The 23,278-nt window shown below is 70.5% G+C and carries 17 protein-coding genes and 1 pseudogene; 6 read left to right on the top strand and 12 right to left on the bottom strand.

What is annotated here, in order from left to right; genetic code table 11:
- The first annotated feature begins 8 nt into the window (after positions 1–8).
- Positions 9–434: an OsmC family protein gene (locus tag ACWGKQ_RS10080; protein WP_403049467.1), complete on the top strand. Its 426-nt coding sequence runs from the start codon at positions 9–11 to the stop codon at positions 432–434.
- Positions 435–573: 139 nt separating this feature from the next.
- Complete coding sequence (gene dnaK, locus ACWGKQ_RS10085) at positions 574–2,421, top strand: molecular chaperone DnaK (RefSeq protein WP_453291414.1); 1,848 nt, start codon at positions 574–576, stop codon at positions 2,419–2,421.
- 107 nt (positions 2,422–2,528) lie between these two features.
- Here dnaK and narI read toward each other — a convergent pair whose 3' ends face one another.
- From narI to ACWGKQ_RS10120, 7 genes are all read right to left on the bottom strand, one after another.
- Positions 2,529–3,251: a respiratory nitrate reductase subunit gamma gene (gene narI, locus ACWGKQ_RS10090; protein WP_453291415.1), complete on the bottom strand. Its 723-nt coding sequence runs from the start codon at positions 3,249–3,251 to the stop codon at positions 2,529–2,531.
- Positions 3,248–3,742, bottom strand: coding sequence for a nitrate reductase molybdenum cofactor assembly chaperone (narJ, locus tag ACWGKQ_RS10095; protein ID WP_453291416.1), 495 nt, complete (start codon positions 3,740–3,742; stop codon positions 3,248–3,250). The genes narI and narJ overlap by 4 nt, the downstream gene beginning before the upstream one ends.
- A complete protein-coding gene (gene narH, locus ACWGKQ_RS10100) occupies positions 3,742–5,346 on the bottom strand; it encodes a nitrate reductase subunit beta (RefSeq protein ID WP_453291417.1) in 1,605 nt (534 codons plus the stop codon). The genes narJ and narH overlap by 1 nt, the downstream gene beginning before the upstream one ends.
- Positions 5,346–9,029, bottom strand: coding sequence for a nitrate reductase subunit alpha (locus tag ACWGKQ_RS10105; RefSeq protein ID WP_453291418.1), 3,684 nt, complete (start codon positions 9,027–9,029; stop codon positions 5,346–5,348). The genes narH and ACWGKQ_RS10105 overlap by 1 nt, the downstream gene beginning before the upstream one ends.
- Positions 9,030–9,107: 78 nt before the next feature.
- Positions 9,108–9,923 carry an SAM-dependent methyltransferase gene (locus tag ACWGKQ_RS10110; RefSeq protein WP_453291419.1) on the bottom strand — a complete coding sequence of 272 codons (816 nt, stop codon included), beginning with the start codon at positions 9,921–9,923 and terminating at the stop codon, positions 9,108–9,110.
- A 12-nt stretch (positions 9,924–9,935) separates the two neighbouring features.
- Positions 9,936–10,799: a helix-turn-helix domain-containing protein gene (locus tag ACWGKQ_RS10115; protein WP_453291420.1), complete on the bottom strand. Its 864-nt coding sequence runs from the start codon at positions 10,797–10,799 to the stop codon at positions 9,936–9,938.
- Positions 10,800–10,885: 86 nt separating this feature from the next.
- Positions 10,886–11,716 carry a helix-turn-helix domain-containing protein gene (locus ACWGKQ_RS10120; RefSeq protein WP_453291421.1) on the bottom strand — a complete coding sequence of 277 codons (831 nt, stop codon included), beginning with the start codon at positions 11,714–11,716 and terminating at the stop codon, positions 10,886–10,888.
- 136 nt (positions 11,717–11,852) lie between these two features.
- Here ACWGKQ_RS10120 and ACWGKQ_RS10125 point away from each other — a divergent pair, with 136 nt between their 5' ends.
- A complete protein-coding gene (locus tag ACWGKQ_RS10125; RefSeq protein WP_453291422.1) occupies positions 11,853–12,158 on the top strand; it encodes a 4a-hydroxytetrahydrobiopterin dehydratase in 306 nt (101 codons plus the stop codon).
- 5 nt (positions 12,159–12,163) lie between these two features.
- Positions 12,164–12,994 (top strand): class I SAM-dependent methyltransferase, encoded by an 831-nt coding sequence (locus ACWGKQ_RS10130; RefSeq protein ID WP_453291423.1) that lies wholly within the window; start codon positions 12,164–12,166, stop codon positions 12,992–12,994.
- Here ACWGKQ_RS10130 and ACWGKQ_RS10135 read toward each other — a convergent pair.
- Both ACWGKQ_RS10135 and ACWGKQ_RS10140 read right to left on the bottom strand, forming a co-directional pair.
- Positions 12,972–13,439 carry a hypothetical protein gene (locus ACWGKQ_RS10135; protein ID WP_453291424.1) on the bottom strand — a complete coding sequence of 156 codons (468 nt, stop codon included), beginning with the start codon at positions 13,437–13,439 and terminating at the stop codon, positions 12,972–12,974. The genes ACWGKQ_RS10130 and ACWGKQ_RS10135 overlap by 23 nt on opposite strands.
- A pseudogene (locus ACWGKQ_RS10140) lies at positions 13,436–13,915 on the bottom strand (hypothetical protein). Before ACWGKQ_RS10140 ends, ACWGKQ_RS10135 begins: the two are co-directional and overlap by 4 nt.
- A gap of 63 nt (positions 13,916–13,978) precedes the next feature.
- Between ACWGKQ_RS10140 and ACWGKQ_RS10145 the strand changes: the two are divergent.
- Positions 13,979–14,932, top strand: coding sequence for a helix-turn-helix transcriptional regulator (locus tag ACWGKQ_RS10145; RefSeq protein ID WP_453291425.1), 954 nt, complete (start codon positions 13,979–13,981; stop codon positions 14,930–14,932).
- Between the two features lie 37 nt (positions 14,933–14,969).
- Complete coding sequence (locus ACWGKQ_RS10150) at positions 14,970–16,841, top strand: rhamnogalacturonan lyase (RefSeq protein ID WP_453291426.1); 1,872 nt, start codon at positions 14,970–14,972, stop codon at positions 16,839–16,841.
- Between the two features lie 6 nt (positions 16,842–16,847).
- Here ACWGKQ_RS10150 and ACWGKQ_RS10155 read toward each other — a convergent pair whose 3' ends face one another.
- The 3 genes from ACWGKQ_RS10155 to ACWGKQ_RS10165 all read right to left on the bottom strand — a co-directional run bounded on the left by ACWGKQ_RS10155 (position 16,848) and on the right by ACWGKQ_RS10165 (position 23,257).
- A complete protein-coding gene (locus ACWGKQ_RS10155) occupies positions 16,848–17,414 on the bottom strand; it encodes a dihydrofolate reductase family protein (RefSeq protein WP_453291427.1) in 567 nt (188 codons plus the stop codon).
- A gap of 18 nt (positions 17,415–17,432) precedes the next feature.
- A complete protein-coding gene (locus ACWGKQ_RS10160; RefSeq protein ID WP_453291428.1) occupies positions 17,433–20,111 on the bottom strand; it encodes a cellulose binding domain-containing protein in 2,679 nt (892 codons plus the stop codon).
- A gap of 227 nt (positions 20,112–20,338) precedes the next feature.
- The gene (locus tag ACWGKQ_RS10165; RefSeq protein WP_453291548.1) at positions 20,339–23,257 is read right to left on the bottom strand and encodes a glycoside hydrolase family 48 protein; all 2,919 of its coding nucleotides are present in this window, start codon (positions 23,255–23,257) and stop codon (positions 20,339–20,341) included.
- Between the last annotated feature and the right edge of the window lie 21 nt (positions 23,258–23,278).

Here is a 23,278-nt window from a genome sequence, read left to right on the forward strand (position 1 = left end):
GAACAACCGTGGCCACCACGCGCACCGCACACACCGTCTGGGAAGGCAGCCTGACCGAGGGGAACGGTGTCATCACCTTCGACTCCTCCGGTATCGGCGAGCAGCCCGTCACGTGGGCCTCGCGCTCCCAGGAGGCGAACGGCAAGACCAGCCCCGAGGAGCTGATCGCCGCCGCCCACTCCAGCTGCTTCTCCATGGCGCTGTCGCACGCCCTGACCGGTGCCGGCACCCCGCCCACCAAGCTGGTCACCAACGCCGACGTCACCTTCCAGCCGGGCACCGGCATCACCGGCATCCACCTGACCGTCGAGGGCACCGTCCCCGGCCTGGACCAGGACGGCTTCGTCGCCGCCGCCGAGGACGCCAAGAAGAACTGCCCGGTCAGCCAGGCCCTGACCGGCACCACCATCACCCTGGACGCGAAGCTCGCCTGAGCGTCGTACCCGCCGCGATGCCGCGCCCCTCTCCCCGGGGGGCGCGGCATCGTCGTTTACGGGGCCGGCGGCATTGACAACGGCTCGCTCAAGTTTTGTGCTGGAGTCGAGGAAGCGCCCGAGCGGAAAGGGGACGGACATGGCACGTGCGGTCGGTATCGACCTCGGTACGACGAACTCGGTGGTGGCCCTGCTGGAGGGCGGTGAGCCCACCGTCGTCGCCAACGCCGAGGGGGCGCGCACCACCCCGTCGGTGGTGGCCTTCGCGAAGAACGGCGAGGTGCTGGTCGGCGAGGTCGCCAAGCGGCAGGCGGTGACCAACGTGGACCGCACCGCGCGCTCGGTGAAACGGCACATGGGCGACGCGGCCTGGCGGTTCCCGGAGAGCGGGAGCGTCGACGGCACCCGGTTCCGGGCTCAGGAGCTGTCGGCTCGGGTGCTCCAGAAGCTCAAGCGGGACACCGAGGCCTACCTCGGTGAGGACGTCACCGACGCGGTGATCACCGTACCCGCGTACTTCGACGACGCCCAGCGGCAGGCCACCAAGGAGGCCGGGGAGATCGCCGGCCTGAAGGTGCTGCGGATCATCAACGAGCCGACCGCCGCCGCGCTGGCCTACGGCCTGGACCGGGGCGAGGAGCAGACGGTCCTCGTCTTCGACCTGGGGGGCGGCACCTTCGATGTGTCCCTCCTGGAGATCGGCGACGGCGTGATCGAGGTCAAGGCCACCAACGGCGACACGCTGCTGGGCGGCGACGACTGGGACCAGCGGATCGTCGAGCATCTGGTGCAGCGGTTCAAGGGGCAGTACGGCATCGACCTGAGCAACGACAAGATGGCGGTGCAGCGGCTGCGCGAGGGTGCCGAGAAGGCGAAGATCGAGCTGTCGTCGTCGACGGAGACGTCCATCAACCTGCCGTACATCACCGCCTCCGCGGAGGGGCCGCTGCATCTGGAGGAGAAGCTGACGCGAGCTCAGTTCCAGGAGCTCACCGCCGACCTGCTGGACCGCTGCAAGAAGCCCTTCCATCAGGCCGTCAAGGACGCGGGCGTGCGGCTGTCGGCGATCGACCACGTCATCCTGGTCGGCGGCTCGACCCGGATGCCCGCCGTCACCGACCTGGTCCGTGAACTCACCGGCAAGGACCCGCACAAGGGCGTCAACCCGGACGAGGTGGTCGCGGTCGGCGCCGCCCTCCAGGCGGGTGTCATCCGCGGTGACGTGAAGGACGTGCTGCTGCTCGACGTCACCCCGCTGTCCCTGGGCATCGAGACCAAGGGCGGCATCATGACCAAGCTCATCGAGCGCAACACCACGATTCCGACCCGGCGTTCGGAGATCTTCACGACGGCGGCCGACAACCAGCCCTCGGTGGGGATCCAGGTCTACCAGGGCGAGCGGGAGATCGCCGCGTACAACAAGAAGCTGGGCGTCTTCGACCTCACCGGTCTGCCGCCGGCACCGCGCGGGGTGCCCCAGATCGAGGTGGCCTTCGACATCGACGCGAACGGGATCATGCACGTCTCGGCGAAGGACCTGGCGACCGGCCGTGAGCAGAAGATGACCGTGACCGGCGGTTCCGCCCTGCCCAAGAACGACATCGACCGCATGATGCGGGAGGCCGAGCAGTACGCCGAGGAGGACCGCAAGCGGCGCGAGGCCGCGGAGACCCGCAACCAGGCCGAGCAACTCGTCTACCAGACCGAGAACTTCCTCCGGGAGAACGAGGAGCGGGTGCCGGACGGCACGAAGGCCGACGTGGCGGCGGCGATCACCGAGCTCAAGGAGCTGCTGGAGCGGAACGCCGACACCGCCGAGCTACGGCAGGGGGTGGAGAAACTGGCGAGCGTGAGTCAGCGGATGGGGCAGGCCATGTACGCCGCGGCCTCCGGCGGTTCGGCCGAGGAACCGCGGGCGTCCGAGGCCGAGGAGGAGGGAGTGGTGGACGCCGAGATCGTGGACGACGAGAGGGGCTCGGGTGGGTGAGGCACCGCCGGATTCCGCCGTCGTGGCCGATCGCCGTTGCGGCGGGAAAAAGTCTGCGGAGAGAGTCTGGTTCCGGGCGGAGAGAGTCTGGTTGCGGGTGGAAGAGATCAGTTGCGGGTGGTCTCCCAGCCCCGGCGTTCCGGGCGGGGGCCCAGCTGTCTCGGGTCCCTGGATCGGTACACCACGTACGGGCGGAACAGGTACTGGACCGGCGCGCTGAACATGTGCACCAGGCGGGTGTAGGGGACCAGTGCGATGAGGAGCATGCCGATGACTGCGTGGATCTGGTAGAGGACCGGGACGTCTGCCATGAGCGCGGTGTTCGGGCGGAGGGTGAACAGGCTGCGGGCCCAGGGGGCGATCGTCGCGCGGTAGTCGTAGCCGTCGCCCGCGGCGTGGGTCAGCTTCGCGGTCATGCCCAGCACGATCGCGGCGACCAGGAACAGGTACATGGCCTTGTCGTTCGCCGTGGTGGCGTGGAAGACGGGGGCCCGGGTGCGGCGGCGGAAGAGGAGGAGGGCGAGGCCGGCCACCGTGAGGACGCCCGTGAGCGTGCCGCCGTAGAGGGAGAACAGGTGGTACGTGTGCTCGCCGACGCCGAGCGACCGCGTCCAGGACGCCGGGACGAACAGGCCGGCGAGGTGGCCGGCCAGGACGAACAGGATGCCGTAGTGGAAGACGGGGGAGGCGATGTCCAGCAGCCTCGACTCGTAGACCTGGGAGGAGCGGCTGGTCCAGCCGTACTTGTCGTAGCGGTGGCGCCAGACCAGGCCGGTGACCAGGAGGGCGAAGGCGAGGTAGGGCAGGGCGCCCCACAGGAGGGTGCTCATCGGCGTGCGCCGGTCGGTGCGGTCGGCAGGGTGGCGCAGACCGCGTCCAGGACGGATGCGTACGGGGTGCCGAAGTCGGTCAGCCGGCACCGGAGCCGTGCCAGGCAGTCGCGGTGCTCGGTGAGCAAATCGGTGTTGCCGGTGCGGGCCGTGAACTCCAGGACGGCGGGCAGGAAGTCCGGCAGCTCCTCGCCGGTGAACTCCATGCCGTACGCCTTGTAGATGTCCTGGAACCTGACCAGCGACATGCCCCGGCGCCGGGTGTCGCCGTCCAGCCACCAGCTGAGGTAGAGGCTGTGCCGGTTCTTGAAGTCGAAGACCTGCACGTAGTGCGCGGCCAGCTCCTGCGGTGGGGTCACCGTCGCATGGTCGGTGAACTCCCGCAGTTGCGGGGCGGCTTCGCGCAGCAGCGGCAGCCGGGTGATGAAATCGTCGTCCGGGTAGGTCAGACAGAGCGCCGCCGCCTGGTAGAACACCGCGTCCGAGGGCATCAGTCCTCCTTCGCCTCGTCGGGAGTGTCGGCGGTCTGCCGTCTGCGCAGACCGTGGAAGTTCTGCACCGACACCACAGGGAGCAGTTTCCGCCCCGAGTCCTGGCCGAAGGGGCCGTCGCCGCCCATGCCGGGGCCGCCGTCGAAGTCGAGGCTGCATCCGTCGGGCAGCGCGGACTCCTCCAGGCGGCGGGCGTCGCCGACGGCCGCCGTCGGGATCACGTACCGGTCCTCGTACTTGGCGATCGCCAGCAGCCGGTACATGGCCTCGATCTCCTTCGGCCGCATGCCGACGGCGGTGGCGATCGCCGGGTCCGGTTCCTCGCCCAGGTTGAGCGCCCGCATGTGGGAGCGCATCGCCGCGAGCTTCTCCAGACAGGCGCGGACCGGGGCGGTGTCGCCCGCGGCGAACATCTCGGCCAGGTAGGCGAGCGGGATGCGCAGGGTGTCGATCGCGGCGAACAGGTTGTCGGCGTCCTCGCCGTCGTGGCCGGTCTCGGAGAGCGCGTCCACGACGGGGGACAGCGGCGGGATGTACCAGACCATGGGCAGGGTGCGGTACTCCGGGTGCAGGGGCAGCGCCACCCGGTACCTGCTGATCAGCGCGTGGACCGGGGAGCGGCGGGCCGCCTCCGTCCAGTCGTCCGGGATGCCCGCCGCCGCGCAGGCCTGCCGCACGGCCGGATCCTCGGGGTCGAGGAAGACACCCAACTGGGCCTCGTACAGCGCCTTCTCGTCCTTGGTCGCGGCCGCCGCCGTCACCTTGTCGGCGTCGTAGAGGACCACCCCGAGGTAGCGCAGCCGGCCCACACAGGTCTCCGAGCAGACCGTGGGCAGGCCGGCCTCGATCCGCGGATAGCACAGCGTGCACTTCTCGGCCTTGCCGGTGGTGTGGTTGAAGTAGACCTTCTTGTACGGGCAGCCGGTCACGCACATCCGCCAGCCCCGGCACCGGTCCTGGTCGACCAGCACGATGCCGTCCTCGGTCCGCTTGTACATCGCCCCGGACGGACAGGAGGCCACGCAGGACGGGTTGAGACAGTGCTCGCAGATGCGCGGCAGGTAGAACATGAAGGTCTGCTCGAACTCGAACCTCACCTTGTCCGAGGCCTGTTGACGGGCGCGTTCGACCATCGGGTCCAGGTCGCCGTGGGCGGGGGCGCCGGCCAGGTCGTCGTCCCGGTTCGCCGACCACTCGATCTTCATCGGCTTGCCGTCGCGCAGGGAGACCGGGCGGGCCACCGGGTGGTCGTCGCCGAGCGGGGCGTCGGTGAGGTTGCGGTACTCGTACGTCCAGGGCTCGTAGTAGTCCTTGATCTCCGGGAGCCTGGGGTTGGCGAAGATCCCGGCGAGCTTGTGCAGCCGGCCGCCCGCCTTCAGCTTCAGGGCGCCCCGCCGGTTCAGCTCCCAGCCGCCGCGCCACCTCTCCTGGTCCTCGTAGCGGCGCGGATAGCCCTGGCCCGGGCGGGTCTCGACGTTGTTGAACCAGACGTGCTCCATGCCCCGCCGGTTGGTCCACGCCTGCTTGCAGGTGACCGAACAGGTGTGACAGCCGATGCACTTGTCGAGGTTCATGACCATCGCGATCTGGGCCATGGGACGCATCAGTACTCGACCTCCTGGGCGCGGCGCCGGACGACCGTCACCTCGTCGCGCTGGTTGCCCGTCGGGCCCAGGTAGTTGAAGGCCCAGGACAGCTGGGCGTAACCGCCGATCAGGTGCGAGGGCTTGAGGATCAGCCGGGTCGGCGAGTCGTGGATGCCGCCGCGCATGCCGGTGGTCTCCGTCTTCGGGACGGCCACCGTGCGCTCCTGGGCATGGTGCAGGTAGACCGTGCCGGCCGGCATCCGGTGCGAGACGACCGCCCGGGCCGTCACCACGCCGTTGCGGTTGACCGCCTCGACCCAGTCGTTGTCCCCGACCCCGATCGCCTCCGCGTCCTGCGGGGACATCCAGATGTTCTGGCCGCCCCGGGAGAGCGCGAGCATGAACAGGTTGTCCTGGTACTCGGAGTGGATCGACCACTTGCTGTGCGGGGTCAGGTAGCGGACCGTCACTTCCCGTTGCCCGTCCGGACCCAGGCGCGGCTCGCCGAAGAGCTTGTTCATGTCCAGCGGTGGCCGGTAGACCGGCAGCGCCTCGCCGAGCTCGTGCATCCAGTCGTGGTCGAGGAAGAAGTGCTGGCGGCCGGTGAGCGTGTGCCAGGGCTTGAGGTGCTCGGTGTTCAGGGTGAACGCCGTGTACCTGCGGCCGCCGGACTCGCTGCCCGACCACTCCGGCGAGGTGATCACCGGAACCGGCGCCGCCTGCGTGTCGGCGTACGTGACCCGCTTGCCCTCGTGCTCGGCGGCCAGGTGGGCCATCGCCTGCCCGGTGCGCCGCTCCAGGGTGCGGAAACCCTGGGTGGCGAGGCGGCCGTTGGTGGTGCCGGACAGCGCGAGGATGGCGTTGGCCGCCTTCACCGCCGTGTCGAGGGAGGGGCGGCCGCGATATCCGGTTCCGTTCAACTCCCGCAGATGCGTGACCTCTTCATCCGGCCTGAGGGTGATTCCCTTCGCGGGCATACCCAGTTGCTCCGCCAGCGGGCCGAGTGCCGCGAACTTGGCGCCGATCGCCGGGTAGTCCCGCTCGACCACCACCAGGTTCGGCATCGTCTGACCGGGCACCGGCTCGCACTCCCCGCGCTTCCAGTCCCGCACCACCCCGCCGGGCTGGGCGGTCTCGCCCGGGGTGTCGTGCTGGAGCGGCACCGCCACCAGGTCCCTGCGCACCCCGAGATGCTCGACGGACAGCTCGCTCAGCCGCTCCGCGAGCGCCTTGAAGGCGTCGAAGTCGGTGCGGGCCTGCCAAGGCGGGTCCACGGCCGGGGTGAAGGAGTGCACGTACGGATGCAGGTCGGTCGACGACAGGTCGTGCTTCTCGTACCAGGTGGCGGCGGGCAGCAGGACGTCCGACAGCAGGGTGGAGGAGGTCTGCCGGAAGTCCAGCGAGACCAGCAGGTCGAGCTTGCCCTCGGGTGCCTCCTCCCGCCAGGTCACGTCCCGGGGGCGCTGCTCCGGGCCCGCCTCCTCGGCGCGCAGGGAGGAGTGGGTGCCGAGGAGCTGCTTGGTGAAGTACTCGGCGCCCTTCGCCGAGGAGCCGAGGAGGTTGGCCCGCCACAGGGTCAGGACGCGCGGCCAGTTCTCCGGGGCGTCCGGGTCCTCGCACGCGAACTTCAGCGTTCCCGCGCGGAGTTCGGCCACCGCCTTCGCAACCGGGTCCCCGGACGCCGCGCCGAGTTCCAGGGGATTGCGGTCGAAGGTCGGGTACGACGGCATCCAGCCCGAACGGGCCGACAGGGCCAGGCAGTCCGTGCCGGTCATCCCGGCGAACCTGCCCTCGCCCAGCGGCGAGGCCAGGACGTCGGCACCGAACCGGTCGTAGCGCCACTGGCCGGTGTTGAGGAACCAGTAGGCCGCGCCGGTCATCTGGCGCGGCGGCCGGGACCAGTCGCCGGCCGAGGCCAGGCAGGCCCAGCCGGTCACCGGGCGGCACTTCTCCTGGCCCACGTAGTGTGCCCAGCCACCGCCGTTGCGGCCCTGGCAGCCGGTGAGCTGGAGCAGGGCCAGGAAGGCACGGTAGATGGTCTCGGAGTGGAACCAGTGGTTGGTGCCGGCGCCCATCAGGATCATGCAGCGGCCCTTGGAGCGCTCCGCGGTCCGGGCGAACTCCCGGGCGATCTTCACGCACTTGGCGGCCGGCACCGAGGTGTGCCGCTCCTGCCAGGCGGGGGTGCCCGGGGCGTCCGCGTCGTCGTAGTGGGTGGGCCAGCCGCCCGGCAGCCCGTGCCGCCACACGCCGTACTGGGCGAGCAGGAGGTCGTGGACGGTCGTCACCAGCGGTCCGTGCGCACCCCCGAGGCGGGTCGCCGGCACCCCGCGCCGCAGGACGCCCCCGCTGCCCTGACCGTGCTCACCGCCGTCGGTGTCGAAGCGCGGGAGCAGCACCTCGACCCCGGCCGCCACCGCACTGCCGTACAGGGTCAACTGTGGTTCGATGTCGCCGAGTTCGAGGTTCCAGCGGCCCTCGCCCGAGTCCGTCCAGCGGAAGCCGAGGGAGCCGTTCGGGACGACCGCGCGGCCGGACGCGGCGTCCAGGACGACCGTCTTCCACTCGGCGCCCTCGCCCTGCTGCCCCAGATCGGCGGCGCGCAGGAACTTGCCCGGCACGTAGGCGCCGCCCCGCTCGGTGAGCGTCACCAGGAACGGCAGGTCGGTGAACTTCCGTACGTAGTCCGTGAAGAACGGCGTCTCGCGGTCGACGAAGAACTCCTTGAGGATCACGTGGCCCATCGCCAGGGCCAGCGCGCCGTCGGTGCCGGGGTGCGGGTGCAGCCACTCGTCGGCGAACCTCGCGTTGTCCGCGTAGTCGGGAGAGACGACCACCACCTTCTGGCCGCGGTAGCGGGCCTCCGCCGTCCAGTGCGCGTCCGGGGTGCGGGTCACCGGGACGTTCGAGCCCCACATCATCAGATAGGCCGCGTCCCACCAGTCGCCCGACTCCGGCACGTCCGTCTGGTCGCCGAAGACCTGCGGCGAGGCCACCGGGAGGTCCGCGTACCAGTCGTGGAACGACAGCATCGGGGCGCCGATCAGCGAGTGGTAGCGGGCGCCGGCCGCGTGCGACACCATCGACATCGCGGGGACGGGGGAGAACCCCGCGATCCGGTCCGGGCCGTAGGTCTTGATCGTGTGCACCTGCGCGGCGGCGACGATCTCCACCGCCTCGTCCCAACTCGCCCGCACCAGACCGCCCTTGCCGCGCGCCTGCTGGTAACGGCGGCGGCGCTCGGGGTCGTTCTGGAGGTCCGCCCAGGCGAGCACCGGGTCCCTGAGCCGCCGCTTCGCCTCCCGGTACATCTCCAGGAGCACGCCCCGGACGTACGGATGGCGCACCCGGGTCGGCGAGTACGTGTACCAGGAGAACGCGGCGCCGCGCGGGCAGCCGCGGGGCTCGTGCTCGGGGCGGTCGGGGCCGGCCGACGGGTAGTCCGTCTCCTGGGTCTCCCAGGTGATGATCCCGTCCTTGACGTACACCTTCCGGCGGCACGAGCCGGTGCAGTTCACCCCGTGCGTGGAGCGCACCACCTTGTCGTGGCTCCAGCGGTCCCGGTAGCAGGCGTCCCCCTCCCGGCCGCCGGTCAGGGCCACACTGTGCAGGTCCGGCGCGGGCGTACCGGGCCGGAAGAAACGGGCGGCGCTCAGCAGCGCCGCACCCGGCTCCTTCGGCGGTGTCCGCGTGTCGGTCACGTCCGCTCCCTCGCTCACCCTTTGCTTCGACGCTAGGGGCGGGCACGGGAACGCACCTGTTCAGGGCACCCGGACGGGTCAGACCTTGCGGGCCACCCCGCCGTACACCGGCACGATGCCCTCCTGCTGGAGGGCCACGTCCTGCGGGTCCGGACGCCAGCCGGAGACCGGGATCACCCCGGGGCCGAGCAGCTCCAGGCCGTCGAAGAAGCGGTAGAACCCGGGCAGCGAACGCGGGTGGAACGGCGTACCGCTGCGCCGGAAGTTCGCGGCCGCCTGCTCGATCGCCTCCGGGCTGAGGTCCGGGGTGACCTGCGAGAGGATCAGATGGCTGCCCGGCGCGAGTGCCTCGACGTACCTGCGCAGCAGGCCGTACACGTCGTCACCGTCCGGGTCGTCGCCCAGGTAGTGGGTCAGCGCCACCAGCGACAGCGAGACGGGTTCCTTGAAGTCCAGGGTCTCGGCCGCCCGCGCCAGCAGCGTGTCGACGTCCCGGACGTCGGCGTGCACATAGGCCGTGCTGCCCTCCGCGGTGCCCCGCAGCAGCGCCTCCGCGTGCCGCAGCACGATCGGGTCGTTGTCCGCGTACACCACCTTCGACTCCGCCGCCACGCCCTGCGCCACCTGGTGCAGGTTCGGCTCGGTCGGGATGCCCGTGCCGATGTCCAGGAACTGGCGGGTGCCGGACTCGGCGACGGTCCGTACGGCCCGCTGCATGAACCGGCGGTTGGCACGCGCCCCGCGCAGCACGGTGCCGTCCACGGCGAGGATCTTCCTGGCGAGTTCCTCGTCCACCGGGTAGTTGTCCTTGCCGCCCAGCCACCAGTCGTACACCCGCGCCGGATGCGGACGGCTGGTGTCGACGACGGTGGGCGCGGGTTCGGATGCGGTCACGGTGTGTGCTCCTCAGATCTTGTCACGGTACTCGCGCAGCAGTTCCTCGGTCCGTTGAGCCGAAGCGGCGTGGGCCGTCATATGGTCCAGGACCTCCAGATGGGCCGAGACCTCGTTGCGGGAGTCCAGGTACAGGGCACCGGTCAGGTACTCGGTGAAGACCATGTCGGGCAGCTCGGGCTCGGCGAACCGGAACAGCGTGAACGGCGCGTACGTCCCCGGGTGCGGGCCGCTCGCGAACTCGGCGAGCTGCAGGGTTATCCGGTCCCGCGCGATGTAGGCGAGGAGTTTGTCGATCTGGTCGCGCATCACCTCGCAGTGGATGCTCACCGGGCGCCGCAGCACCGTCTCGTCCATGATCACCCACAGGTGGGGCGGATCGTCCTGCTCCAGCAGCCGCTGCCGGTTCATGCGCAGCGCCACATGCCGTTCGACGGCCGTGGGATCGCTGTGGCCTATCGTCCCGGCCTCCATCACGGCCCGCGCGTACTCCTCGGTCTGCAACAGGCCGGGAAAGAAGTGCGGTTCGTAGGAGCGGATGACCCGGGCGGCGCCCTCCAGGCTCACGTACAGGCTGAACCAGTCCGGCAGCACGTCGTGGAACCGCTGCCACCAGCCCGGCTGGTTGGCCTCCTCGGCCAGCCGGACGAACGCGGCCTGTTCCTCCTCGGCCACGCCGTACGTCTCCAGCAGCACCTGGATGTACGGGATCTTCAGCGCGACCTCGGCCATCTCCATCCGCCGTACGGTCGCCTGCGCCACCCGCAGCACCCGCGCCGCCTCGTCCCGCCCCAGTCCGGCCGCCTCGCGCAGCTCTTGCAGCCGCTTGCCGAGTACGACCTGCCCCACCGTGGGCGCAGCACGCCGCTCACTCACGCCACGCCTCCCCTACGTGCACAAGTACGGGGAGCAGTGTGCCACGCGATGCCGCGTCGCACACCTGGTCGAGTGAACTGCTTACGTCAACTTACCAACGAGTTCAGGTATTTGATCGTCGCCGGGTCCGCCGGCAGGAACGTCTCGATGGCCAGCTCGGCGACCGTCACGTCCATCGGGGTGTTGAACGTCGAGATGGACGACACGAACGACAGCACCCGCCCCGCGTGCTCGATCCGCAACGGCAACGCGAAGTACGCGACGGGCTCGGTGGGTTCACCGTCGTCCACGCCGGCCGGCACCGGATACCCGGCGACCTCCTCGTACAACTCCCGCAGCGCCTCCGAGCGGTGCAGCGCGATCTGCCGTTCCATCTGCTCCAGCAGATGCCCGCGCCACTCGCGCAGGTTGCGGATGCGCGGTGCCAGTCCCTCCGGGTGCAGGGTCAGCCGCATCGCGTTCGGGGCGGGCACGAGCAGCGACTCCGGTACGCCCTCCAGGAGCATCGCGATGCCCCGGTTGGCGGCCACCACCGTGTACGCGGCGTCCACGACCAGCGCCGGATACGGCTCGTAGCCCTGGATCAGCCGCTCCATGCCGTCGCGCAACGCGTCCAGCGCCGGGTCGTCCAGCGGGGTCTCCGGATAGCGCGGGGCGTAACCGGCCGCCAGCAGCAGCGCGTTGCGCTCCCGTACCGGCACCTCCAGGTGCTCGGCCAGACGCAGCACCATCTCCTCGCTCGGCCGCGACCGGCCCGTCTCCACGAAGCTGATGTGCCGGGCCGACGAGTCGGCACGCAGTGCCAGCTCCAGCTGGCTCACCCGCCGCCGCTCCCGCCACGCGCGCAGCAGCGGGCCGACGCCCTGGCCGTCGGGGGCGGTCGGGGTGGCGGCGGGACCGGACGCGACAAGGGTCATGCCGACGACCGTAGCCGAAGCCGAGGCCCCGGACACGCGACCGTGATCGTTGCCCGGAAGACCTGCCGGAAGGCCGGTTCATGGCAGGCTGACCGCACGTACACCGCTCGCCGGTCCCCGGGAAGGAAACCGCACCATGGCCGTCGCACCGCTGTCGCAGCAGGAGATCGAGGACCGGCTGGCCGAGCTGCCCGGCTGGGCACTGGACGGCGACCGGCTCGCCCGCGCCTACCGCCTGGACTCCCACTTCGCGGCCGTCGCCCTGGTCGTGCACATCGCCCGCATCCAGGACGAACTCGACCACCACTCCGACCTCACCCTCGGCTACAACACGGTCTCCCTCACCGTGAACACCCACAGCGTGGGCGGCGCCGTCACCGGCAAGGACTTCGAACTCGCCCGCAGGGTGGAGGACATCGCCCCAGGCCACGGCGCACACTGAGCCATGTGCTCGACTACGACAAGGAAGCCGGCGCCTACGACGCGACACGCGGCGGCGAAGCCCGCGCCCAGGCAGCAGCCGCCGCCGTCCTCAGCCTGATACCCGACCGCACCGGCAGCCCGGGCAGCGCTGAAGGCCCCTGCCACGCCGACCGCCCCGATCGCCACGGCTGCTCCGACCGCGCCGCCCGCCCCGGCCGTCTCCTCGACCTCGCCTGCGGTACCGGCATCGTCACCCGCCGGCTCGCCGCCGCCCGGCCCGGGCTCCAGGTCACCGGCGCGGACCGCGCACCCGGTATGGCGCGGATGGCGGCGGCCCGGCTGCCGGGATCGGTCCTGCTGGCCGACAGCCGTCGACTCCCTTTCCCCGACGCCACGTTCGACGCCGTCACGACCGTCTGGCTGCTCCACCTCATAGCGGAGGCCACCGAGGTCCGCGCGATCGTCGCCGAGTGCGCGCGGGTGCTGCGGCCCGGCGGGGTCTACGTCACCACCGTCGACAAGGCCGCCGCGCACGACGTCGGCAGTGACATCGACGCCGTCCTGGCCGCCCGCCCGCGCCGCCCGGCACCCGACGCCGCCGCGGACGTGACCGGGCACGCCCGCGCGAGCGGCCTGCTGCCCGCCGGAGCGGCCGCCTTCACCGGCGTCGGCCAGGGCCGCAGCCCCCGCTCCACCCTCGGCGACCTGCGGCGCGGCTGGTTCACCATGCTCCCGCCCGACGATCCCCGCGTCGAGGGCTTCGCCGAGCGCCTCGCGTCCCTGCCCGACCAGGACCGCCGCCGCCCCGACCCCCGCTTCGGCGTACGGGCGTTCAGGAAACCGGCGGCCTGCTGAAATCCATCGTCCAGTTGGTCGTCCAGGTCTCCCCACCGTCCACCGAGAACGCCTGCTCCCAGCGTGCGCCGGTGGGGGAGACCCCCGACCACACGAACCGTACCCGTACCTTCCTGCCGTGGTGTGTGTCGTCGCCGTAGAACTCCCCGCGATCGCCGTCGAACCGTCCGACGACCGGCGGGAACAGCTTCCCGCTTCCGCTCGCCGCCCAGTTCAGCGACCACTGTCCGGTCTCCCGGTCGAAGAGCCGCACGGTCAGGCCCTTCGCTCCCAGATACGGCATGTCGATCTCGTCGACGTTCGCGGCACCGTCGAACAGCGGCCAACAGCGGCTGACGGCGGGGAACTCCACCCATGCGCTGTCCGGGTCGAGGAAGTCGGTACGGCGGCGGTTGCGGACCTCCCACTCGCCGTGGAGGAAGTCGAAGTCGTCCGGGGTGCTCATGCGCGGCCTCCGGTGGTTCCTTCGGGCAGGGAGTCGGCCAGGTAGGCCTCCAGATCGGGGACGTCGGGCGTGAGCAGGTGCCGTACCCAGGCGTCCCGTTCGTGCTGGATCGGCGGCAGCTCCCAGACGCAGCCGATCCACGGCAGGCCGGGCTCGACGAAGTGGGCCGGGTCGTCATCGGGACAGCCGAGCACCGGCTGGCCCGCCGCGGCGCACCGGAAGTGGAGCACGTTGTCCCACACTCAGCTGTACGCGTTGAGGTACGCGCCGCTGTCCCCGCCCCGGTGCAGGACCACGAAGGCCGCCGGTGGGGTGCCGTCCGGCTCCGGCAGGAGTTCGGGGAGGATCGCGTACGCCGCCTCCTCGATGTCGGGCGCGATGCCCGCGGGATCGGCGGTGACGTGGTAGCGCTTGATGTGCCGGCCGGCCACTGTGATCGGCGGCGGCACGGTCAGCAGCTTTTCCGTGAAGCTCATGGACGTGACGCTAGGCCCGTTCCACTGACACCTGCTGTCAGTGGAGTCCGGGATCCTGGGACGGTGAAGTCCAGCTGGCTCGTCGCCATCCTCCTCCTGCTCCAGACCCGGGGCCGGATGACCGCCGCCCAGCTCGCCGCGGAGCTGGAGGTGTCCGCCCGCACGGTCTACCGGGACGTCGAGGCGCTGAGCGCGGCCGGTGTCCCGCTGTACGGCGACGCGGGGCATGCCGGTGGCTACCGCCTCCTCGACGGCTGGCGCACCCGGCTCACCGGTCTCACCACCGCGGAGGCGGAGGTCCTCTTCCTGGCCGGTGCGCCCGGCCCCGCCGCCGACCTCGGGCTCGGCCCGGTCCTGGCAGCCGCCCAGCTCAAGGTCCGCGCCGCCCTGCCGCCGGAGCTGCGCGCCCACGCCGACCGGATCAGCGGCCGCTTCCATCTCGACGCCCCCGGCTGGTACGCGGACGCCGGGGAGGCGCCGTACCTCCCGGCGGTGGCCGAGGGGGTCTGGAACGGCCGTGCCCTGGACGTCCGGTACCGCCGGTGGCGCGAGCCGACCGAGGTGCGGCGCCGCCTGGAACCGTACGGGCTGGTCCTCAAGGCGGGCCGCTGGTACGTCGTGGCGGCCCCCGGCCCGCGCACCTACCGCGTCGACCAGATCCTCGAACTGACCCTGTCGGAAGAGGAGTTCAACCGGCCGGAGGGTTTCGACCTGGCCGCCCACTGGACCGCGTACCAACGCGACTTCCACGCCCGGCTGTACGGCGGCGGTGGCGAGGCCCTGGTCCGCTTGGCGCCAGGGGTGACGCTCCCCAGGGCGGTGACGGTCGACGTGACCGGTGCCTGGACGCTGGCCCGGGTCCCCATCGAGTCGGCCGACCATGCGATTGCCGAATTCCTGCGCCTGGGCACGGACATCGAGGTCATCGACCCGCCCGAGCTGCGCGAACGCATCGCCCGAACGATCGCCGAACTGGCCGAAAGATACGGCAACCGCAGGGCCGACGGCGCCGACTGACAGAGGAACCCGTCCGATCTCCCGGAAGGTACCCCACGTGCAGCACCCGCATCGCAGACGCCGTTCCGCCGTCCTGGCGGCCCTGACCGCCGTGGCCGCACTGATCGCCGCCGGCCTGACCGCTCTCTCCACGACCACCGCCGCAGCCGCCACCGCCCGCCAGGTCGAGGCCCTCGACCGGGGCGTGGTCAGTGTCCACACCGACGCCGGCAACCTGGTCAGCTGGCGGTGGCTCGGCACCGACCCCGACGACGTCTCCTTCAACGTCTACCGGGCCGGTACGAAGGTCAACTCCACCCCGGTCACCGGCTCCACGAACTACTTCCACGCCGGCGCCCCCGCCCAGGCCGACTACACGGTCCGCGCGATCGTGAACGGCGTCGAGCAGGCCGACTCGGTGCACGCGATCCAGTTCCGCACCGGTTACAAGGACGTCCCGATCACCCCGCCCGCGGGCGGCACCACCCCCGACGGTGTGTCGTACACCTACGAGGCGAACGACGCCTCGGTCGGTGACCTCGACGGCGACGGCCAACTCGATTTCGTCCTCAAATGGCAGCCGACCAACGCCAAGGACAACTCCCAGTCCGGCTACACCGGCGACACGATCCTCGACGGCATCAAGCTCGACGGCACCCGCCTGTGGCGCATCGACCTCGGCAGGAACATCCGCTCCGGCGCGCACTACACCCAGTTCCAGGTGTACGACTACGACGGCGACGGCAAGGCCGAGGTCGCCATGAAGACGGCGGACGGCACGGTCGACGGCGCGGGCACGGTGATCGGCAGCGCCTCCGCCGACTACCGCAACTCCAGCGGCTACGTCCTGTCCGGCCCGGAGTACCTGACCATGTTCAACGGCCAGACCGGCAGGGCGATGAGCACCGTCGACTATGTGCCGGCCCGCGGCACCGTGTCCTCGTGGGGCGACTCCTACGGCAACCGCGTGGACCGCTTCCTCGCCGGCACGGCCTATCTGGACGGCTCCCGGCCCTCCCTGATCGAGGCGCGGGGCTACTACACCCGCACCGTGATCTCGGCATGGGACTGGCGGAACGGCGCCTTCACCCGCCGCTGGACCTTCGACACCAACTCCTCCACCAACACCGGCAAGGGCTACGACGGCCAGGGCAACCACCAGCTGTCGATCGCGGATGTCGACGGCGACGGCAAGGACGAGATCGTGTACGGCTCGATGGCCGTCGACGACAACGGCTCCGGCCTGTGGACGACGAAGAACGGCCACGGCGACGCCATGCACGTCGGCGACCTCGACCCCTCCCGGCCCGGCCTGGAGGAGTTCAAGGTCGACGAGGACAGCTCCAAGCCGTCCTCCTGGATGGCCGACGCGAAGACCGGCGAGATCCTCTGGTCCACCGATCCCGACGGTGACAACGGCCGGGGCGTCGCCGACGACATCTGGGCGGGCAGCGCCGGCGCCGAGTCCTGGTCCTCCCACGCCGACGGCGTCCGCAACCCGCAGGGCACGGTGGTCGCGAGCCGCAAGCCCTCCAGCATCAACTTCCTGGCCTGGTGGGACGGCGACCCGGTCCGCGAACTCCTCGACGACACCCACATCGACAAGTACGGCACCTCCTCCGACACCCGCCTCCTCACCGCCGCAGGCGTCCACTCGAACAACAGTACCAAGGCCACCCCGTCGCTCTCCGGGGACATCCTCGGCGACTGGCGCGAGGAGGTCGTCTGGCCGACGACGGACAACACGGCCCTGCGGATCTGCTCCACCCCGTACGAGACGAGCACGAAGATCACGACCCTGCTCCACGTCACCCAGTACCGTACGGCCCTGGCCTGGCAGAACACGGCCTACGACCAGCCGCCCCACCCGAGCTTCTTCATCGGCGACGGGATGCCGACGGCACCCCGGCCGGCGGTGTACACACCCTGAGACCCGTCAGCGCGTCACGCGGTAGCGGAGGTGGAGGACGCGCGAACTGAAGGTGCGGCTCTCGACGAGTTCCAGATCCACCCGGCGCTCGTGCCGGGGAAAGAACGGAACGCCACCGCCGACGAGTACCGGGTGGACCCTGATCCGGTACTCATCGATCAGACCCGCCGCGGCCGCCTCGGCGGCGAGGGTCGGGCCGCCGATCGCGATGGCACCTTCCCCCGGCTCGGCCCGCAACCGCTCGATCTCCGCCGCCAGGCCGCCGGCGGCCAGGCGGGTATTGCTGCCCTGCACCGCCGACAGCGTGGTGGAGAACACCACCTTCGGTAGCGCCCTCCAGAGCGCGGCCCACTCGCGCGTCGAGAAGCCGAGTGACGGATCCTGGTCGGCGGTCTCCCAGTACAGCATCGTCTCGTACAGCCGTCGTCCCAGCAGGTGGACGCCGACGTCCCGGATCTCGTCGGTGACGAAGCGGAACACCTCCTCGTCGGGAGGCGTCCAGCCGAAGTCACCGTCCGGCCCGACGACGTAGCCGTCGAGCGAAACGCCCATCGAGCAGGTCACGCTGCGCATGACCGGATCGTACGCCCGTCAGGCCACCGTGCAGGTCTGGTCGCCCAGGGTGAAGGCCGTCGGTTCGGCGTTGCTGCCGGTCCAGGTGCCGGTGAAGCCGAAGGACACCGAGGAGCCCGGGGCCACCGTGCCGTTCCAGCCGACGTTCCTGGCCGTCACGGCCGCGCCGGACTGGGTCCAGTCGGCGTTCCAGAGCTGGCCGACGGTCTGGCCGTTCGGGAAGGACCAGCCGAGGGACCAGCCGCTCCATGCCGCCGAGCCCGTGTTGGTGAGCCGGACGTCCGCCTGGAAGCCGCCCGGCCACTGGTTGGTGACGGTGTAGGCGACTGTGCAGGCGCCGGAGGGGGTGGGATCAGTACCCCCGCCACCGCCGCCGCCCCCGTCCCCGCCACCTGAGCCGGTGTCGGAGGTGTCGCCGTAGATCACGCCCCGGCCGTTCGTCGAGACGTACACCCGGCCGTAGACCCGCGGGTCACCGGTGATGGCAGCGCCGGTCCAACCCCACTGGTGGGCGTCGTCGTTGATACGCGTCCAGGTCGCTCCCTCGTCCGTGGAACGGAAGATGCCGCGCACCCCGCCGATCTTCGCGCTGGTGTAGAGCGTCTGGTACGAGGCTCCCGTCGCCGCCTTGCCGAAGCCGATGGTGTCGGCCTGGCCGACGTTCGCGAGCTTGGCGAAGGCCGCGCCGCCGTCGGTGGAGTGCCACAGCCCGTACGCGCCGTCCGTCGCCCCGCCGGCCAGCCACACGTCGCCCTTCGTCCCCGGCAGCGCCTTGAACCGCACGCTGTCACCGCTCGGCAGACCCGCTGCCGCGGACGCCGTGAAGGTCGCCCCGCCGTCCGAACTCACGTAGAACTTGCCGGACTTGAAGCCGTAGAAGGTCCTGGGGTCGACGCGGTCGGACTCGACGGTCGCGCCGGACGGGATGCCGCTCGACGCCGACCACGACGAGCCGAAGCCCGTCGTGTACTGCACGCCGGTGCCCGCCGGGCTCCACACGAACCGGCTCCCGTCGGCGGCGGCCGCCACCGTGCCGCCACCGCTCACCCCCGAAGGGTCCGTCCCCGCGAACCAGTCGGCCCCGTTGTCCGTCGAGAACGCGATGTGCGGGCCGGAGTCCAGGTTGCCCACCCGGACCACCGTGTTCGGGTTCGACTCGGCGAAGTCCAGGCTGGTGGTCGTCGTGAACGTCGGGGACGTGTACATCATCGACGGGACCTTGGTGACATCCGTGTGGCGGAAGCCGCCGATGTCACCGAGCGCGCTGAAGAGCTGGGCCCCGCCGGACGGGGGAGCGGCCAGGTCGTCGACCGACGTCTCCTCCAGGCCCTGCACCATCGGCTTGACCGTGAACTGCCCGCCGCTGTCCCACTTCGTCAGATCCCCGGTGCCGTACAGCGTCGCGCCCGTCCCGTACATCATCCGGTCCGAGTCGAACGGGTCGATCTCCAGCGCCTCCGTCATCCACCCCAGTTTCGGGCTCTGTTCGGGCGGCGACGGGTTCGCGCCGAAGGTCAGCCAGGGGGAGGACGAGACGTCGATCGTGTAGCGGTTCGAGCGGTTCGGGTACGACGTGTAGTCCCAGGCCTTCGTCCAGGTCGCCCCGCTGTCCGTGGAGCGGAAGATCTGGGTGTCCGGCCACCAGGAGCTGTAGGCCGTCGCCATCACCGTGCCGGGGTGCTGCCGGTCGACCGTCAGCCCGGAGAAACCGTAGTACGTGTCGGCCTCCGCGACCGGGCTGATGTTCGTCCAGGTACCGGTGGCCGTCGCGTACCGCCACAGCTGCCCCTTGCCGCCGTCGTACGGCCCGCCCTTGTCGCTGTAGGCGAGGTAGAGGTAGCCGTTCTTCGCGTCCAGCACGCCCTTGTGGGCGAGGTACCCGGTCGGCTGGCCGGCCAGCCTGCTCCAGGTCGCGCCCGCGTCCGTCGAGCGGTACACCGCGTTGTCCTTGTCGGCGACCCCGACGTAGATCGTCTTCGTCGCCGTACCGGTGGTCCCGGTCGACTCGTCGAAGGTGACCCACACGATGCCCTGGTTGTCGGAGGCGTAGCCGGTGGTGTCGGTCGGATCCTGCACGTAGGTGCCGACATCGGGGAAGTTCGTCACCTGCGACCAGGTCACCCCGGAGTCCGTGGACCGCCACAGCCCCTTGCCGCTGGGCGCGCCCAGGTACAGCACGCTGTCCTTGTTCGGGTCGACGGCCAGCCGCTCGCCCATGCCCCGGCCGGGCATGTTGCCGCCCAGCTTGAACGGCAGGTCGGTCTTCTGCCAGCTGGCGCCCCGGTCGGAGGAACGCAGTACGGCACCGTCGGTCGGGTCCCAGCTGTTGGTGTACGTCCCGACGGCCGCGTACACCTTGTCCGGATCGACGGAGTCGGAGGCCAGACTCACGACCCCCGTGTGCCCCCACTCGTCCCAGCCCACCGAGTCCAGCAACGGCGTCCAGGTCTGCGTCGACTCCGACCAGCGGTAGGCACCGCCGATGTCGGTACGGGCGTAGGCGAGGTTCTTCTCGGACCGGTTGAAGACGATCCCGGGGACGAAACCGCCGCCGTCGATCCGGGCGTTGTGCCAGGTGTACGTGTCGGCGGCGAGCCTGACGTTCGCACTCTCGTGGACGGCGAGCGCGGGCGGGGTACCTGCGAGCAAGCCGGCGGCGAGGGCCATGACGGCGGTGAGGATGCGGGTTCTTCGCACGGGGGTCCCTTTCGGGAGTGGGGATGGGGGTAAGCGCTTTCTTCATGGTTCGAGAGTCGCCGGGCCGTCCCCAGTGCGGGTGAGGGCGGCCCGGCGAGCGGTTCTGTCAAAGCGCGCGGTCGGTACAGCGCCCCGTAAGGGGCGCGGGGCTGTATCGATATGCGGCTCCGCCGCGTGGGCGCGACCAGCCACGACGAACCCGCAGCCGACCACTTCAAGCACCGGAACTACTCCAGCAGCTCCGCATACGACCCCATGGCCAGCGCGATGTCCGCCTGGGCCCAGAACCGGTGATACGTGAACACGGGCGCGGCCCCGCCCGCCAGATAGCTCTGGATCTTCGACCACGCCGGGTCGTCCTGGTAGAAGGACCGCAGCGAGGCGAACGTGGAAGACGAGTTGACCGCGTCCCCGTCCGGCATGGTCCCGCTCCACCCGCTCGGGACGTACACGCTGTCGTCGAAGCGGTTGTAGTCGGCCCGCGTCTCCGGCACCGCGATCCCCAGGCTGTCCTGGTAGTTGTTCCACATCCCGTCCAGCAGCGCCTTCGCCGTGGACTTCGCCGTCGCGTCACCGGACTTGGCGGCGTAGTACGTCAACGTCTTCGCGTACGCGGCGGCCACGCCCACGTCGTTCGTGTAGTCGGCGACCGTGACGTGAAGTCCGCTGTTCGAGCCGGGACTCGACGCGTTCCAGGTGTCGGGCTGCCCCGACCACTGGAGGGTCGACGGGATCAGGTACGTGCCGTCGGGGTTGATCGTGGTCTTGGACAGCGCCCACGCCACCCACTTGTCGAGGATCGTCTTCGCCGTGGCGTTCCCCGTCTGCTGGTAGTACTCGGCGACCCGCTCCATCGACCAGGCCTGGAAGCCGAACCACTGGTTGGACGGCGGGTCGTGGTAGACCGGCTCCCAGTCGTAGTACATGCCGTAGAAGGTCGACGTACCGGACGGCGGGCTCGCGTACCGCCCCTGCCAGCTGTTGGTCGCACCGCCCGCGATGGCGCCCTCGGACGACTGCAGCCAGCGGTAGAACTCCAGTTGCCGGGTGAGGGACGTGCCCCAGTCCGTCGAGCCCGTGGCCGACTTGGGCTTCAGGTCGGCGTACGAGCTCAACGCGTAGGCGGCCAGCGGGTTCTGGTAGCCGCCGTGCACATGGCTGGAGCCGATCCGCCACGCCCAGCCGGCACTGCTGTCGGTCGCCCCGCCCCAGGCGTAGTACCAGGAGAGCAGGTAGTCCGAGGCGTCCTTGCCGGTGCCGGCCGCGCAGGTCGTCGGACCCACGCAGTTGCCGATCTTCTTGAAGTACTTGTCGTACATGGCGTAGCGCAGGTAGTCGCCCATCTTCGCCGCCTTGCCCACGGTGGCGGAGACGTCACTGCCCTTGCCCTGCTCCTTGGCCCACACGTCCGCCCAGTACGCGGCCTGCACCGCACGCGCGTCGGCGTCCGGGGCGTCCGTGTACTTCCACTGCTTGGCGTAGGACGAGTCGCCGGTGAAGAGGTCCAGATACCCGTTCTTGCCGCCGTACTTGAAGGCGTCGCAGGTCGGCTGCGGAACCGTCTCCCACACCGACTCCTGCGGACCGCGCTGGAAGGTGTTGATGTAGGAGGGCCCTTCGGCCGTCGGACCCGCCTCGCACCCGCCGCCCGGGGTGTCGCCGTAGCCGTAGACGTTGTCGACGTCCTCCAGCCAGTGCATCCCGTACACGTCGTCCGTGCCGTAGGCGGACTTCAGTTCACCCGCGATCGGGTCCGTGCCCACCGACACCGACGTGTCCAGCTTCGCCGGGTACTCGTTGGGGGTGTCCAGCTCCGGTGCGTAGGTGGCCGGTTTGGACGCGTTGTAGAAGGAGTTGGTCGGCTGGTCGGCGTGGGTCGGGATCATGTACTTCTCCATGAGGGCCCACGCGCCGTTGAACTTGGACCAGTCACCGGTGACCTTGCCGTACATGGCCTGCAGCCAGAGCAGGTAGCTGTACGCCTCCGACGTGGTCTCGTGGCCCTGGTCGGGCGCCTCCACGATCAGCGTCTCGACCGAGTGGTAGGGGATGCCCTCGGGGGAGAAGTAGCCGTTCGCCGGGTTGGTGATCTTCCCGTAGAGGTCCAGGAACCGCGCGTCGTACGCGCTCGACGCGGCCAGTTCGGTCACGGTGACCGTGGCGCCGGTGTAGCCGGTCGCCGAGGCCGTGAAGGTGGCCGTGCCGGTGCCCGCGGAGTCCGCGGCCACGGTCACGTTCTGCGCGGTGCTCCAGTCGGACGGCGTGAACGTGAGCGACGATCCGGCGCTCACCGAAAGCCCGGTGTTGCCGGCCGTGCGGGCCACGGACACCGTCACATTGGCGCTCGGCTGCTTCGAGAGGCTCACCCCGAACTTGCCCGTCGCGCTCTGCTGGATGCCCAGCTGGGTCGGCGAGGCCACCACCGCGGGGCCCGAGGCGACCGTGATGCCGACCGGCGTCGAGGACGCGGACGCGCCCAGGCTGTCGTACGCCTTCGCCACCAGAGAGTGACTGCCCACGGTCAAACTTGAGACCGGGAGCGTGTACGGCGACGACGTGTCGGTCCCCAGCAGTGTGGTGTCGTCATAGAACTCGATCTTGCTGATGGTCGCGCCGTCGGCCGCCGCCGCGGTCGCCGCCAGCGGGATCGCGTCGCCCTGCGTGTAGACCGCGCCCGCGCTCGGGCTGGTCAGCACGGTGATGGGGGGCTGGTGGGCGCCGGCGCAGGTGGTGCCGTTGACGGCGAAACCCGTCGGGGCCGCGTTGCTGCCCGTGTACGAGAACTGGGCGCCCGTCGACACCGCCGCGCCCGCCGCGATCGTGCCGTTGTACGACGCGTTCTGCACGGTGACCGAGGTGCCCGACTGGGACCAGGTGCCGTTCCAGCCGCTGACCAGCTTCTGGTTGCCGGCGTACGCGTACGTCAGCGTCCAGCCGTTGATCGCGTCGGTGCCGCGGTTGGTGAGGGTGAGGTCGGCGGTGAAGCCGGTGCCCCAGTCGTTGGCCGTGTAGTCCACGCTGCACTGAACGGTGGCCGCCTGAGCGGGAGTCGTGCCGGTGGCGAGCATCGAGAGCGGCAGGGCGAGGGCCGCGACGACGGCCGTCCACAACCGTCGCACGGCTCTGCGCCTCCGCCCGGAGTGCATGGCATATCCGGGTCGCATGTG

Source organism: Streptomyces sp. NPDC054770 (assembly GCF_053611985.1).